At 66.8% G+C, this 13828-nt stretch carries 13 protein-coding genes and 1 riboswitch; of the genes, 6 read left to right on the top strand and 7 right to left on the bottom strand.

Features of this window, described 5'->3' with window-relative positions; all coding sequences use genetic code 11:
* Nucleotides 1-45 precede the first annotated feature (45 nt).
* Nucleotides 46-1176, bottom strand: coding sequence for an aldose epimerase family protein (locus ACQKIE_RS10280; protein ID WP_427458651.1), 1131 nt, complete (start codon nucleotides 1174-1176; stop codon nucleotides 46-48).
* Nucleotides 1177-1307: 131 nt separating this feature from the next.
* Here ACQKIE_RS10280 and ACQKIE_RS10285 point away from each other — a divergent pair, with 131 nt between their 5' ends.
* Entirely contained in the window at nucleotides 1308-2015 is a 708-nt protein-coding gene (locus ACQKIE_RS10285) for a FadR/GntR family transcriptional regulator (RefSeq protein WP_427458653.1), read from the top strand.
* A gap of 18 nt (nucleotides 2016-2033) precedes the next feature.
* Here the strand turns inward: ACQKIE_RS10285 and ACQKIE_RS10290 are convergent, their stop codons facing one another.
* Nucleotides 2034-2240: a YbdD/YjiX family protein gene (locus ACQKIE_RS10290; protein ID WP_427458655.1), complete on the bottom strand. Its 207-nt coding sequence runs from the start codon at nucleotides 2238-2240 to the stop codon at nucleotides 2034-2036.
* Nucleotides 2241-2250: 10 nt separating this feature from the next.
* On the bottom strand, nucleotides 2251-4326 hold the full coding sequence (locus ACQKIE_RS10295) for a carbon starvation CstA family protein (protein ID WP_427458657.1): 2076 nt from the start codon (nucleotides 4324-4326) through the stop codon (nucleotides 2251-2253).
* Nucleotides 4327-4520: 194 nt separating this feature from the next.
* Here ACQKIE_RS10295 and def point away from each other — a divergent pair, with 194 nt between their 5' ends.
* Nucleotides 4521-5057 (top strand): peptide deformylase, encoded by a 537-nt coding sequence (gene def, locus ACQKIE_RS10300; protein ID WP_427458659.1) that lies wholly within the window; start codon nucleotides 4521-4523, stop codon nucleotides 5055-5057.
* Nucleotides 5058-5182: 125 nt separating this feature from the next.
* On the opposite strand, the gene ACQKIE_RS10305 is transcribed toward def, so the two are convergent.
* From ACQKIE_RS10305 to ACQKIE_RS10320, 4 genes are all read right to left on the bottom strand, one after another.
* On the bottom strand, nucleotides 5183-5566 hold the full coding sequence (locus ACQKIE_RS10305; protein WP_427458661.1) for a helix-turn-helix domain-containing protein: 384 nt from the start codon (nucleotides 5564-5566) through the stop codon (nucleotides 5183-5185).
* A gap of 125 nt (nucleotides 5567-5691) precedes the next feature.
* A complete protein-coding gene (gene pyrF / locus ACQKIE_RS10310; RefSeq protein ID WP_427458663.1) occupies nucleotides 5692-6504 on the bottom strand; it encodes an orotidine-5'-phosphate decarboxylase in 813 nt (270 codons plus the stop codon).
* Nucleotides 6505-6655: 151 nt separating this feature from the next.
* Entirely contained in the window at nucleotides 6656-8314 is a 1659-nt protein-coding gene (ettA, locus tag ACQKIE_RS10315) for an energy-dependent translational throttle protein EttA (RefSeq protein WP_427458665.1), read from the bottom strand.
* A 126-nt stretch (nucleotides 8315-8440) separates the two neighbouring features.
* Nucleotides 8441-9403, bottom strand: coding sequence for a reprolysin-like metallopeptidase (locus ACQKIE_RS10320; protein ID WP_427458667.1), 963 nt, complete (start codon nucleotides 9401-9403; stop codon nucleotides 8441-8443).
* Nucleotides 9404-9648: 245 nt separating this feature from the next.
* Between ACQKIE_RS10320 and glyA the strand changes: the two genes are divergently transcribed.
* Genes glyA through ACQKIE_RS10340 form a run of 4 tightly spaced genes read left to right on the top strand, consistent with a single transcriptional unit; the run spans nucleotide 9649 to nucleotide 13541 of the window.
* Nucleotides 9649-10905: a serine hydroxymethyltransferase gene (glyA, locus tag ACQKIE_RS10325; protein ID WP_427458669.1), complete on the top strand. Its 1257-nt coding sequence runs from the start codon at nucleotides 9649-9651 to the stop codon at nucleotides 10903-10905.
* A 13-nt stretch (nucleotides 10906-10918) separates the two neighbouring features.
* On the top strand, nucleotides 10919-11434 hold the full coding sequence (gene nrdR / locus ACQKIE_RS10330; RefSeq protein WP_427458671.1) for a transcriptional regulator NrdR: 516 nt from the start codon (nucleotides 10919-10921) through the stop codon (nucleotides 11432-11434).
* Nucleotides 11434-12564, top strand: coding sequence for a bifunctional diaminohydroxyphosphoribosylaminopyrimidine deaminase/5-amino-6-(5-phosphoribosylamino)uracil reductase RibD (gene ribD, locus ACQKIE_RS10335; protein ID WP_427458673.1), 1131 nt, complete (start codon nucleotides 11434-11436; stop codon nucleotides 12562-12564). The genes nrdR and ribD overlap by 1 nt, the downstream gene beginning before the upstream one ends.
* Complete coding sequence (locus tag ACQKIE_RS10340) at nucleotides 12561-13541, top strand: Gfo/Idh/MocA family protein (protein WP_427458676.1); 981 nt, start codon at nucleotides 12561-12563, stop codon at nucleotides 13539-13541. Before ribD ends, ACQKIE_RS10340 begins: the two co-directional genes overlap by 4 nt.
* Before the next feature lie 81 nt (nucleotides 13542-13622).
* A riboswitch (FMN riboswitch) is annotated at nucleotides 13623-13772 on the top strand.
* Nucleotides 13773-13828: the final 56 nt, after the last annotated feature.

The raw sequence follows: 13828 nt of genomic DNA on the forward strand, positions 1-13828 counted from the left end.
ATGGGTGCTTGCATCGCCGCTGAAGCGGCTCCGATCGTTACGCTCCTATCGACTCACCGAGAACTTGTAGATCATCACGTTCCGGTAGGTCTGACCCGGCGCCAGGCGGGCGGAGCCGAAGGCGGGCTGGTTGGGCGTATCCGGGAACAGCTGCGGCTCCAGTGCGAAGGCGTCGCCCTGGCGATAGACGCCGCCGGACTTCCCGGAGGTGGTGCCGTCGAGGAAGTTGCCGGAATAGAACTGCAGCCCGGGCTGGGCCGACCAAAGGGATAGCACGCGGCCGCTCTTCGGATCGCTCACCCTCGCCACTTCGCGCGGCTGCGCCGCTTCCTTCCGCGAGATGACCCAGTTGTGGTCGTAACCGCGACCGAAGACGAGTTGCTGTTCCTTCGCGTCGCGGATGTCGCGACCGATGGCCTTCGGCTTGCGGAAATCGAAGTCGCTGCCAGCCACGCTGCGGATTTCACCCGTGGGAATGGCGGTGGCGTCCGTCGGCAGATAGGCGTCGCCGGCGATCATCAGGCGCTGGTCCATGACGCTGCCCGATCCCTCGCCGGCGAGGTTCCAGTAGGTATGGTTGGTGACGTTTACGATGGTCGGCGCGTCGGTCGTGGCGGTGTATTCGATCGTGAGCTCGTTCTTGTCGTCGATCGAATACGTGGCTTTTGTGGTGACCGTGCCGGGGTAACCCTGGTCGCCGTCGGGGCTGACGTAGCTGAGGGTCACGCTCGGCCGGGCACCGGATTCCACCTTGTCGATCGTCCACAGCACCTTGTCGAAGCCGACCTTGCCGCCGTGCAGCGAGTTGGGCCCATCGTTCACGGGGACTGTATAAGCCTTGCCGTCCAGCGTGAAACGGCCCTTGGCGATGCGGTTGGCGTAGCGGCCAACGGTGTCGCCGAAATACTGGGGCTTGGCGAACGTGCCCTTGAGGTCCGGGTAGCCGAGCACGATGTCGCCTGGCTTGCCGTTCCGGTCGGGCACCTCGAGGGCGTAGAGCGCCGCACCCAGTGTCAGGACCTTCGCCGTCATGCCGTGGCCGTTGCTGAGCGTCACCAGCGTGACGTCCTTGCCATCCGGTGTGCGGCCGAACGAGGCCTTCGATGCTTCGCCCGCGTTGGCCCCCACGCTGGTGGCCAGCAGGATGGCGGCCGCCAGGCTCGTCCCGATCTTCATTACGGTATCTCCGCTCGGTTGAATCACGCGACCACATCACATTTGTTGGACAAATGACAAGCTGCGCCGCGTCAATGCCCATGCGCGTCCTCCGCTACGATGGCGGTCGGGAATCGTGGGGGAGGAGTGCCATGGCGTCGAAAACGGGCGGTGCGAAAAACCTGCACATGCAGGTCATCGAGGATCTCGGCGAGTCCATCGTCGGCGGCGTGTTCCAACCCGGCGATCCCCTGCCGGGAGAGGCGCAGCTCGCGTGCCAGATGGCGGTCAGTCGCACCGTGCTACGCGAGGCGCTGAAGGTGCTGGCGGCGAAGGGCCTCATCGAAACGCGACAGAAGACCGGCATGCGAGTGCGCGAGCACCGCTACTGGAACCACCTGGACGCGGACGTGCTGGGCTGGCGTTGTGCTTCCATGCCCACGGACGACTTCGTGGACAAGCTGGTCGAGATGCGCGAGATCGTGGAGCCCGCCGCGGTCATGGCCGCGGCCCGTCGTCGCGATCCGGCGCAGCTGGAGGCGATCGGCGAGGCGCTGCAGGCGATGGAGGACGCGAAGGACCTGGACGATTGGGCCGAGGCCGACCTGCGCTTCCACGAGGCCGTTCTGATGGCGACGAACAACGAACTCCTCAGTTCGCTGTTCTCGGTGATCGAAACCGCGCTGGCGACCTTCTTCGTGATGTCGGCGCGGACGGCGAAGAACTTCAAGTATTCGCTGCCGCACCACCGCGCCGTCTACGAAGCCATCCGCCGCCGCCGCCCCAACGAGGCCGCGGCGGCCATGCATACGATGATCGCGGACTCCCGCGCCAACATGCGCAAAGCCCGCAGGCGCTGAACGGTCGGTCGGGCGCCCTCAGCAACAACGCCCGCCCGTGCCGCGATACCGTGCTTCCTGCCGTTCGCGGAAGAACTCTCCGTAGCTCGGTACCGGCCGCTCCGGGTGGTGTTCGCGCAGGTGCTTCACGTACACGTCGTAGTCGGGTACGCCGCAGCAAAGGCGGGCGGTTTGCACCGCCCATTGCCAGAGCGAGCGAGGTGCCGCGGGTGCGTTCGTCTCCATGCCCGTCTCCTTACGGCGCCACGCTCGACAGCGCGACGTACGGTTCTTCGTGCGCGGTCGGGTGCGTGGCGCGCCACGCGCGGACGATGGAGCGGAGCGAGAAGAACAGCATCGTCAGCACCAGCAGCATGAACAGCGCGGTCAGGCCCATGTCCACGTAGTTGTTGGTGACGATCCGTTGCATCTCCTCCATGTTCTTGGCTGGCGCGAGCACGGTGTTCGAGGCCATCGCGTTGGCGTACTTCTGGGCCGCGGCCGTGAAGCTGATCTTGTCGTCGAAGATCTTCTGCCAGCCCGCGGTCAAAGTGCAGATCACCAGCCAGCAGGCGGGCACCGCCGGCACCAGCACGTAGCGCTCGCGCTTCAGCTTCACCGTCACCACGGTAGCGAGCATCAGTGCGATCGCGGCGAGCATCTGGTTGGCGATGCCGAACAGCGGCCAGAGGGTGTTGATGCCGCCCAGCGGATCGACCGCGCCCTGGTAGAGGAAGTACCCCCACAAGCCCACGCAAATGACCGTGGCAACGATATTGCCCGTCCACGACGCCGTCTGTTTCAGCGGCGCCCAGGCCATGCCGGCCAGTTCCTGGATCATGAAGCGGCCCACGCGCGTGCCCGCGTCGACCGTGGTCAGGATGAACAGGGCTTCGAACAGGATGGCGTAGTGGTACCAGAGGGCCATCATGCCTTCGCCAGGCATGATCCCGTGGAGCAGCTGCGCCATGCCGACCGCAAGGGTCGGAGCGCCACCGGCGCGGCCGAGGATGGTGCCTTCGCCGATGTTCCGGGCCGTGTCGGTCAGCTCGGCGGGTGTGACCATGAAGCCCCAGGTGCTGATCGTCTGCGCGGCCTGCTCGGCCGTGGTACCGACCAGGGCCCCCGGCGAATTCATGGCGAAGTACACGCCCGGGTGGAGCGACGCGGCGGCAATCAACGCCATGATGGCGACGAAGGCTTCCATGAGCATGCCGCCGTAGCCGACCAGGCGCGCCTCGCCCTCGTTGGCGAGCAGCTTGGGCGTCGTGCCCGACGCGATGATCGAGTGCCAGCCGGAGACGGCACCGCACGCGATGGTAATGAACAGGAACGGGAACAGGTTGCCCGCGAAAACCGGCCCCGTGCCGTCGATGAACTTCGTGACCGCCGGCATCTGCAGCGTCGGGGCGGCGAGGAAGATCGCCAGGGCGAGCAGGGCGATCGTGCCGATCTTCAGGAAGGTGGACAGGTAGTCGCGCGGCGCGAGCAGCAGCCACACCGGCAGGACGGAGGCGAAGAAGCCGTAGCCGATCAGCAGCCAGGCCAGTGCCTTGGCGTCGAAATCGAACAGCGCGGCCAGGGCCGGCGTGTCGTTGACGGTTTTGCCGTACCAGATCGAGGCAAGCAGGAGCACGAGGCCGATGATCGAGACCTCGAGAATGCGGCCCGGCCGGATGAAGCGCAGGTACACGCCCATCAGCAGCGCGATGGGAATCGTCGCGGCCACCGTGAAGGTGCCCCACGGGCTATGCGTGAGCGCCTTGACCACGACCAGCGCCAGCACGGCCAGCACGATCATCATCAGGACCAGGACGCCCACCATGGCGATCACGCCGGGGACCTCGCCCAGCTCCTCGCGCAGCATGTGGCCGAGCGACCGGCCATCGCGCCGCAGGGAGAGACCCAGGATCATGAAGTCCTGCACGGCACCGGCGAACACGACGCCGACGAGGATCCAGAGGGTCCCCGGCAGGTAGCCCATCTGGGCGGCGAGGACGGGGCCGACGAGCGGACCCGCGCCCGCGATGGCGGCGAAATGATGGCCGAACACGACCCAGCGGTCGGTGGGCACGTAATCCAGTCCGTCGTTATGCAGGACCGATGGCGTGGCGCGCGAGGGGTCGAGCTGGAGCACGCGGTTGGCGATCATCCGGCTGTAGAAGCGGTAGCCGATGAGGAAAACGGCAATGGAGGCGGTGACCAGCCAGATGGCGTTGATCGGCTCGCCCCGTCGCAACGCGATGACGCCGAGGCACCAGGCCCCGACGATGGCGATGGCGGCCCAGAGGATCTTTCCGGCCGGGCTGGGTTTCGGAATGGCGCTGTGCATGGTGGGAACTCCCCTCGCGGATGCTCCAAGGGTCGTCCCCGCCGCGTTGGGGGTCAATGACCGCGGGGGCTTTCCCGTATTAGCCATTGGTCGAATGGCAGGGCGCGACGGAAGGTGGCGGGAAGCCCGTCCCAGGCTTGAGCCGGCGGCCCTCCGCCGCCATGCTGGAGGTATCCCCGCTCCCCGGAACGCGCATGATTCGCGAGATCCTCAAGATGGGCGACGAGCGCCTGCTGCGTATCGCCCCGCCCGTGCCCGACGCGCTGTTCGGCTCGCCCGAACTGGACGAGCTGATCGCGGACATGTTCGACACCATGGCCGACGCGGGTGGCGTGGGTCTCGCCGCACCCCAAATCGGTGTCGACCTGCAGTTGGTGATCTTCGGGTTCGAAAGCAGCGAGCGTTATCCGGACGCGCCGGCGGTTCCGCGTACGATCCTGCTCAATCCGGAGATCACGCCACTGTCCCAGGACATGGAAGAGGGGTGGGAGGGTTGCCTGTCGGTGCCCGGATTGCGTGGCGTGGTGAACCGCTATTCGCTGATCCGCTACCGCGGCGTCGACCCGCTGGGCCAGCCGATCGATCGGACCGCCGAGGGGTTCCACGCGCGTGTGGTGCAGCACGAGTGCGACCACCTCATCGGCCGCCTCTATCCATCCCGCATCACGGATTTCACCCGGTTCGGCTTTACCGACGTGCTGTTCCCGGGGATGGACGTGGGCGACGATTGAGAATCGTCGAAACTGTGGGAGCCGCTATAGCGGCGAGAAGCCCACGAAGCGATGAAGCGGCGAGGTGAATCCCCCTCGCCGCTATAGCGGCTCCTACAAGAGTGACAGCTCCTACAACCGTAGGATCAGTCCGCGTCGGCCAGCGCTTCGATGATGACCAGCAGCGCCTTGCGCCGTTCTTTCGGCATGCGGCTGACCAGGCCCACGAGGCGCAGCTGCTCGCGGGAATCGGCGCGGTAGAGCGCGGGGCTTTCGCGCACGCCGGTCGCACCGTGGGGCGCACCGCGGCCCGTGGCCAACCATTCGAAATTGACCGCGAAGCGAACCGCCATGTCGATCTGGCGTTCCAGTTCCGGCAGGCCGAGGTCGCTCAGCCACTTCCGAGCCGTTTCCCGGCTGACGTCGAAGAGATCGGCCAGCTGCGTGATGCGGCCGCGACCTTTCTTGACGCCGGCCATGTCCAGCGCAACGTGCAGGCGTTGGGAGAATCCTCGGGTACTGGGTGCCATAACAACTCCGGTGGAACGCTTAGGCGCTTTAACTAGTCCGGTATTGTTCGATAGCGTGGAACGCGAGGGCGAGCCTTTTGCTGTTGCTGAATCGTCCAATTTGCGACTGCGTTTAACTTTATCGCTCATTGGCGGTAAGAATTGGTCAATTTTCTCATTTCTTCCGTGGCGCGACGTGCTAGGTCGGCGAAGTCGAGACCGCCGCCAGCGTAGAGGATCGCGCGCGAGGAAGAGATCATGAGCCCGGTGCCGGCGGCTGTCCGCCCATGCCTCATGACCGCCGCCACGTCTCCGCCCTGTGCGCCGATGCCCGGCACGAGCAGGGGCATGTCGCCCACGGCGGCGCGCACGCGCCCCAGCTCTTCCGGCCAGGTGGCGCCGGTAACGAGGGCGCAGTTGCCGTTTTCGTTCCACTCGCGGGCGATGGTCTCCGCCACACGCAGGTAGAGCGGCTGCCCGCCACAATCGAGCGCCTGGAAGTCCTTGCCGCCTGGATTGGACGTCCGGCACAGCAGGATGACGCCCTTGTCGGCGCGCTCCAGGAAAGGCGCGATGGAGTCGTGCCCCAGGTAGGGATTGAGCGTGACGGCATCGGCGCCGTAGCGATCGAAGGCTTCGGCCGCGTAGTGTTTTGCGGTGGAACCGATGTCGCCGCGCTTGGCATCGAGGATGACGGGTATGCCGGGGTGCCGGTCGTGGATGTGCGCGATCAGTCGCTCGAGGACATCTTCCGCCCGCTGCGCGGCGAAATGTGCGATCTGCGGCTTATAGGCACAGACGAGATCGGCCGTGGCGTCCACGATGTCGCGGCAGAAGGCAAAGATGCCCTCATTGCCGGTCAGGCCGGCCGGCAAGCGGCCGGGCTCCGGATCGAGGCCGACGCAAACGAGCGAATCGTTTCGCTGCCAAGCGGCCTCGAGGGCTGTCATGAACGTCATGGTGGCGATGCCTTCGTTGGGCGAATCTCGTGTAGGAGCCGCCATGGCGGCGAGGGGAGGTGCCCTCGTCACGTCATCGCTTCGCTGGCTTCTCGCCGCTATAGCGGCTCCTACATGTTTTCCGGCTTGCCTGGTTTTCCCGGTGTAACGGTCAGACCAGCTTCTTGTATTTCACGCGCTTCGGGCCGGCGTCGTCGCCGAGGCGGCGCTTCTTGTCGGCTTCGTACTCGTTGTAGTTGCCCGGGAAGAACTCGACGTGCGAGTCGCCTTCGAACGCGATGATGTGCGTGGCGATGCGATCGAGGAACCAGCGGTCATGCGAGATGACTACCGCGCAGCCGGGGAATTCCAGCAGCGCGTCTTCGAGCGCGCGGAGCGTTTCCACGTCGAGGTCGTTCGACGGTTCGTCGAGCAGCAGCACGTTGCCGCCCTGCAGCAGGGTCTTCGCCATGTGCAGGCGACCGCGCTCACCGCCCGACAGCTGGCCGACGATCTTCTGCTGGTCGGTGCCCTTGAAGTTGAACCGGCCGATGTAAGCGCGCGACTGGATCTCGAAGTTGCCGATGGTCAGGATGTCCGAACCGCCGGAAACTTCCTGCCACACGTTGTTTTTCGCATCCAGCGCGTCGCGCGACTGGTCGACGTACGCAAGCTTGACGGTGTGGCCGAGTTTCACTTCACCGGTGTCCGGCGTTTCCTTGCCCATGATCATCTTCATCATGGTGGACTTGCCCGCGCCGTTCGGGCCGATGACGCCGACGATCGCGCCCGGCGGGATCTTGAACGAGAGGTCCTCGATCAGCACGCGGTCGCCGAACGACTTGGTGACGTTCTTGAACTCGATGACTTCCTGGCCCAGGCGCTCGCCCGGCGGGATGAAGATCTCGTTCGTTTCATTGCGGCGCTGGTACTCGACCGAGTTCAGCTCCTCGAAGCGGTTCAGGCGCGCCTTGCCCTTCGACTGGCGACCCTTGGCCGCGGAGCGCACCCATTCCAGTTCCTTCTTGATCGCCTTCTGGCGCGACTTCTCCTGGTTGGCTTCCTGCGCGAGGCGCTGGTCCTTCTGTTCCAGCCACTCGGTGTAGTTGCCCTTCCAGGGAATGCCGCGGCCGCGGTCGAGCTCGAGGATCCACTCGGCGGCGTTGTCGAGGAAGTAGCGGTCATGGGTGACCGCGACGACGGTGCCGGGGTAGTCGTGCAGGAAGGTCTCCAGCCAGTCCACGGACTCGGCGTCCAGGTGGTTGGTGGGCTCGTCGAGCAGCAGCATGTCCGGCTTGGACAGCAGCAGGCGGCACAGCGCCACGCGACGCTTTTCGCCACCGGACAGAGGGCCGATCTTCGCGTCCCAGGGCGGCAGGCGCAGCGCGTCGGCGGCGACTTCCAGCTGGCGCTCCAGGGCGTGGGCGTCGTTCGCGGCCAGGATCCCTTCCAGGGCCTCCTGTTCCTTGGCGAGCTTGTCGAAGTCGGCGCCTTCCTCGGCATAGGCGGCATAGACCTCGTCCAGCCGCTTCTGGGCGTCGAGCACCTCGGACACGCCTTCCTCGACGGCCTCGCGGACGGTCTTCTCCGGATCGAGGTCCGGCTCCTGCGCGAGGTAGCCGATCTTGGTGCCGGGGTTGGCGCGAGCCTCGCCCTGGAAGTCCTTGTCGACGCCGGCCATGATCCGCAGGACCGTCGACTTGCCCGCGCCGTTGATGCCCAGCAGGCCGATCTTGGCGCCGGGGAAGAACGACAGCGAGATGTCCTTGATGATCTGGCGCTTCGGGGGAACGATCTTGCTCACCCCGTTCATGGTGTAGATGTACTGCATGGACGCTCCGTCGGATGGCGTGCCGCCGGCGTGGCGCCGGGGGGCAAATGCCAATTATAACGGGTGCTTCGCCTTGCCGGGCGGGGCCGGGGCACCTGGCTCCGGCCCGCGCCCGCCATCCCGGGTTCAGTCGCCGCTTCGGCGCGACACGTATCGGCGGATGCGTTCCTTGTTGGCGTCCGAATACCGTTTGCAGGCACCCGCGGTGAGGGTGTCGTCCTTCATGTTCGTGACGCAGAAAAGGTCGCGCTGGGCGTCCTCGTGACGGGCGCCGAGCAAATGCCCCAGTTCATGGGCGACGACATGCCTTGGGCCTTGCCTGCTGGCGATGGCCGCGCCCGCAAGCTCCACGGCGCCGCCGACGACGCCCGGCTTCCAGGTACTTCCGGCGGAACCGACGAACAAGACGTACTCGGTCAAGGGAGTCACCCGATCCCCCCAGGAACCCATGAACTCGCGACCACGACGGGCTACGTCTCGGATACGATCCTCGATGGTGCCGACGTGGTAGTCGAGGTCGGTAAGGCCGGGGACATGTTCATGCACGGCGACGCGAACGGGCGCGCCGGGCGTCACGTTCTCCTGCATGTCCTTGAGCCACCAGACCACGTACCAGTTCAGGAACTTCGCACGGTCCGATTCGCCGGACTCGTCGTGCAGGAAGATCCGGACATCGACGGCGTTGGTCTGTGCGGCCTTACGCGCCGCGCCAGGCGGCGCCGGGGCGGTCGAGGGGGCATCCGATTCGCGATCGATGGCGTAGCCGGAACGTGGGAGCTCCCATGCTTCCTCATCGAGGGCGATGTCCAGGGCGTCGCCAAGGCGCACGATTGTCCCCGGCCGACCATCGATCTCGGCTAGGAAGATGGCGGCACGCCGACCGTCGACCTCGACCTCTGCTCCCAGCTCCTCCAGGAGGGAGATGCGTTGCTCGCCGCCCCCTGGCGATGGCAGCGCGAAAGTCGTTGGAAGGGCAGCGTTCGCGTGCGCGTCGAAGGTCGACAGCCGGTCTCCCGGGGCGGCTGCCGCGAGGCGGGTGAAGGAGGCGAGGCCCAGCGCGAGGGCCAGGGTCAGGATTTTCGTCGTCACGGGGGTGGTTCCTTGCGGGGGAGGGAGGGCCGACGGCCCGTGTGAAACCTAGCGCAGGGCCTTCGCCGGCCTTGTAAGCCCTCGCCCGTGATTCAAGTAAGTCACGCCGGAATTGCCCACGAGTGGGCCCGGGCGCGGCCCGCGCCCGGCGGTGCGACGTCGCCCCGGGCCGCGCCGTGAGTGGCCGCAAGCCCCGATGGGCGCTACACTTTCGGTCTTCTTACCCATCCCCGCACGAGGTCGAGATGTTCCCGAAGGATGCAACGATCGCCGGCTACGACGACGAACTCGCCAAGGCCATCGCCGACGAGTCCCGTCGCCAGGAAGATCACGTCGAGCTGATCGCCTCGGAGAACTACGCCAGCCCGCGCGTCATGGAAGCCCAAGGCTCCTCGCTGACCAACAAGTACGCCGAGGGCTACCCCGGCAAGCGCTACTACGGTGGCTGCGAGTACGTCGACGTCGCCGAAAAGCTGGCCATCTCGCGCCTGAAGAAGCTGTTCGGCGCCGACTACGCCAACGTGCAGCCGCATTCCGGTTCGCAGGCCAACCAGGCGGTGTACTTTGCGCTGCTGCAGCCGGGCGACACCATCCTGGGCATGAGCCTGGCCCACGGCGGCCACCTCACGCACGGCGCGAAGGTGAACCTCTCGGGCAAGCTGTTCAACGCGGTGCAGTACGGCATCGATCCGGACACCGGCCTCGTGGATTACGACGAGGTCGAGAAGCTCGCCGTCGAGCACAAGCCGAAGATGATCGTGGCCGGCTTCTCGGCCTATTCGCAGGTGCTCGACTGGGCCCGCTTCCGCGCCATCGCCGACAAGGTGGGCGCGTACCTGTTCGTCGACATGGCGCACATCGCGGGCCTCGTTGCCGCGGGTGTGTATCCGAGCCCGATCGACCACGCCCACGTGGTCACCTCCACGACGCACAAGACCCTGCGCGGTCCGCGTGGCGGCATCATCGTGGCGAAGGGCCTGGGCGAGGAGCTGGAGAAGAAGCTGCAGTCCACCGTGTTCCCGGGCATCCAGGGCGGTCCGCTGATGCACGTCATCGCCGCGAAGGCCGTCGCCTTCAAGGAAGCCTTGGAGCCCTCGTTCACCGACTACCAGAAGCAGGTCGTGAAGAACGCGAAGGCCATGGCGAAAACCTTCATTGAGCGGGGTTACCGGATCGTCTCCGGCGGCACGGAAAACCACCTCATGCTGATCGACCTGATCGGTCGCGAGGTCACCGGCAAGGATGCGGAGGCCGCACTGGGCAAGGCGCACATCACGGTGAACAAGAACGCCGTGCCGAACGATCCGCGCTCGCCCTTCGTCACGTCCGGCTTGCGCGTCGGCACGCCGGCGATCACCACCCGCGGCTATACGGAAGCGGCGACGGTGGAGCTCACGCAGTGGATCTGCGACGTGCTCGACGCTCCGGCGGACGAGTCGGTCATCGCCGCGGTGCGCGAGAAGGTCACGGCGCAGTGCGCGACCTTCCCGGTCTACGGATAGGAACCGACTCTCGATGCATTGCCCTTTCTGCCAGCACGAAGACACGCGAGTCATCGACTCCCGCCTCACCGAGGATGGGAGCACGGTGCGCCGCCGTCGGGAGTGCCCGCAGTGCGGCGAGCGCTTCAACACCTTCGAAACCGCTGAACTGAAGCTCCCGGCGATCGTGAAATCCGGCGATCGCCGGGAGCCCTTCGACGAACACAAGCTGCGCGTCAGCTTCGAACGTGCCTTGCAGAAACGCCCTGTCGCCAGCGACGCGGTGGACACGGCGATGCGCGCGGTCATCAACGATCTCCGTCGATCCGGCGAGCGCGAAGTGCCTTCGCGCGAAGTCGGCGAGCTGGTGATGCGCGAACTCAAGAAACTCGACCAGGTGGCCTACGTGCGTTTCGCCTCCGTCTACCGGCGCTTCGAGGACGTGCACGCGTTCCGCGAGGAAATCGAGAAGCTCGAGCGCGACCTGCCTTCGCTGGAAGGCCTGCAACTGCCGCTGCTCGACGCGGCCCGGCGCGGCCGCAAGCCCTGATGTCGCGACCGTTCTTCCCGGCGATGGACCATGTCCACATGGCGCACGCGCTGCGCCTGGCCGAGCAAGGTCTGCATACCACGCAACCCAATCCCCGCGTCGGCTGCGTCATCGCGCGTGGCGACACCGTGCTCGGCACCGGCTGGCACCAGCGCGCCGGGGAACCCCACGCGGAGGTCCATGCGCTGCGCGAAGCGGGCACCGCGGCACGCGGCGCGACGGCCTACGTCACGCTGGAGCCCTGCGCGCATTTCGGTCGCACGCCGCCTTGCGCGGACGCCCTGATCGCAGCGGGGGTAGGGCGTGTCGTCATCGCGCATGAAGACCCCTTCGACAAGGTCGCCGGCGCCGGCATCGAGAAGCTGCGCGCGGCGGATATCGGCGTGCAGGTCGGCTTGATGCGCGACGCCGCGCACGAACTCAACATCGGGTTCTTCAGCCGCATCCAGCGCGGTCGTCCGTGGGTGCGGGTGAAGCTCGCCATGAGCCTCGACGGACGCACCGCGCTCGCCAATGGTTCGTCGAAATGGATCACCGGCGATGCCGCACGCGCCGATGTGCAGCGCTGGCGCGCGCGGGCATCGGCCATCCTATCGGCCAGCGGCACCGTGCTGGCCGACGACCCGCACCTCACCGTGCGCTTGCCGGGCGAGGCGCGTTTCGTGCCGCCCCTGCGCGCGATCGTCGACACGACGCTTCGTACGCCCGCAAGCGCCCACGTGCTCGACGGAACGGCGCCGAGCGTGCTGCTGCACGCACCCGACGTGCCGGTGCCTGCCCATCTCGCCGACGTTCCGCGCGTGGCCATCCGCCGCGACGAGCGCGGCGGCCTCGACCTGGCCGCGGTCCTGCACTGGCTGGCCCTGCAGGACGCGAACGAAGTGCACGTCGAAGCCGGGCCCGCCCTGTGCGGCGCGCTGCTTGCTGCCGGCCTCGCGGACGAACTGCTCGTCTACATCGCGCCGGTCCTGCTTGGCGACAGCGCGCGCCCGATGCTGCATCTCCCCCCGCTCGACGACATGGCCTCGCGCTGGAAGCTGTACACGGTCGACCGCCGCCAGGTCGGCGACGACACCCGTCTGCAACTGCGTCCGCACGCCGTCGTCCCCGCGAAGCCTGGGGTCCAGTGACTCCCGCGCTTCCTCGCGTTCGCTGGGGCATCGTCGGGTGCGGCGCCGTGACCGAGGTGAAAAGCGGACCGGCGTTTTCCAAAGTCCCCGACTCGTCACTCGTGGCGGTCATGCGCCGCGATGGCGAGAAAGCGCGCGATTACGCGCAGCGTCACGGTGTGCCCCGTTGGTACGACGATGCCGCCGCGTTGATCGCCGATCCCGACGTGGACGCGATCTACGTCGCCACGCCTCCGTCCAGCCACCGCGAATACGCCCTCATGGCGATCGCCGCCGGCAAGCCCGTCTATGTCGAGAAGCCCATGGCGATCGATCACGACGAATGCCTGGACATCATCGCCGCCGGTGAGGCTGCCGGCGTGCCGGTGTTCGTGGCGTATTACCGGCGCATGCTGCCGCGCTTCCGCACCATCGCGAGGCTGCTCGGCGACGGTGCCATCGGCACCCCGCGGATCGCGAACGTGCTGCTGCACCATCCGCTGGAGGATCGCTACCGCGATCCCGGAAACCTTCCGTGGACGGTGCGTCCGGAGATTTCCGGCGGCGGCATCTTCGTCGACATCGGCTGCCACACGCTGGACATCCTGGACTTCCTGCTCGGTCCGATCGCCCGCGCGCGCGGGATGACGACGAACCAGGCGAAGGCGTATCCAGCGGAAGACACGGTCGCCATGGCGTTCCGCTTCGAGAGCGGCGTGCTCGGCACCGGCCTCTGGAACTTCGCCGCCGATCGCCGCGAGGACCGCGTGGAAGTCATCGGCGACCGCGGCCGCCTCGTCTTCGCCACCTTCGGCGACGGCCCGATCCTCCTCGATGCGGGCGACCGTCGCGAGGAGATCCGCATCGCGAATCCCCAGCACATCCAGCAGCCGCTCATCGAGTCCATCGTGGCCGAACTGACGGGCAAGGGCACCTGCCCCTCCACGGCCCGCACGGGTGCCCGCACCAGCTGGGTGATGGACCAGGTGCTGAAGTAGGGCTGCTCGCCTTGCCGCTGAGGCGGCTGGCGCACATGGTATCCTGCCGTGGCTGGCCCCCTCCCGGGAGCCGGCCCTCCACAGCGTCTTCAGGGCGGGGTGAAACTCCCCACCGGCGGTAGGTTCCCGCAAGGGAACGAGCCCGCGAGCGCTCCCGGTGACACCGGGAGGTCAGCAGATCCGGTCCGATGCCGGAGCCGACGGTCACAGTCCGGATGAAAGAAGACGGCGTTCGTTCGCTCCTCGTCGAGCGAAGCGATGCCATGCCTTGGGGCGTTTTTCGCTCA

Origin of the sequence: Luteibacter sp. NPDC031894, assembly GCF_050273135.1 — a bacterium.
In the GTDB taxonomy this organism is placed as follows: Bacteria; Pseudomonadota; Gammaproteobacteria; order Xanthomonadales; family Rhodanobacteraceae; genus Luteibacter.

Coding starts and splice junctions, on each gene's coding strand:
- ACQKIE_RS10280 (WP_427458651.1), bottom strand. CDS start 1,176: ATGAAGATCGGGACGAGCCTGGCGGCCGCCATCCTGCTGGCCACCAGC.
- ACQKIE_RS10285 (WP_427458653.1), top strand. CDS start 1,308: ATGGCGTCGAAAACGGGCGGTGCGAAAAACCTGCACATGCAGGTCATC.
- ACQKIE_RS10290 (WP_427458655.1), bottom strand. CDS start 2,240: ATGGAGACGAACGCACCCGCGGCACCTCGCTCGCTCTGGCAATGGGCG.
- ACQKIE_RS10295 (WP_427458657.1), bottom strand. CDS start 4,326: ATGCACAGCGCCATTCCGAAACCCAGCCCGGCCGGAAAGATCCTCTGG.
- def (WP_427458659.1), top strand. CDS start 4,521: ATGATTCGCGAGATCCTCAAGATGGGCGACGAGCGCCTGCTGCGTATC.
- ACQKIE_RS10305 (WP_427458661.1), bottom strand. CDS start 5,566: ATGGCACCCAGTACCCGAGGATTCTCCCAACGCCTGCACGTTGCGCTG.
- pyrF (WP_427458663.1), bottom strand. CDS start 6,504: ATGACGTTCATGACAGCCCTCGAGGCCGCTTGGCAGCGAAACGATTCG.
- ettA (WP_427458665.1), bottom strand. CDS start 8,314: ATGCAGTACATCTACACCATGAACGGGGTGAGCAAGATCGTTCCCCCG.
- glyA (WP_427458669.1), top strand. CDS start 9,649: ATGTTCCCGAAGGATGCAACGATCGCCGGCTACGACGACGAACTCGCC.
- nrdR (WP_427458671.1), top strand. CDS start 10,919: ATGCATTGCCCTTTCTGCCAGCACGAAGACACGCGAGTCATCGACTCC.
- ribD (WP_427458673.1), top strand. CDS start 11,434: ATGTCGCGACCGTTCTTCCCGGCGATGGACCATGTCCACATGGCGCAC.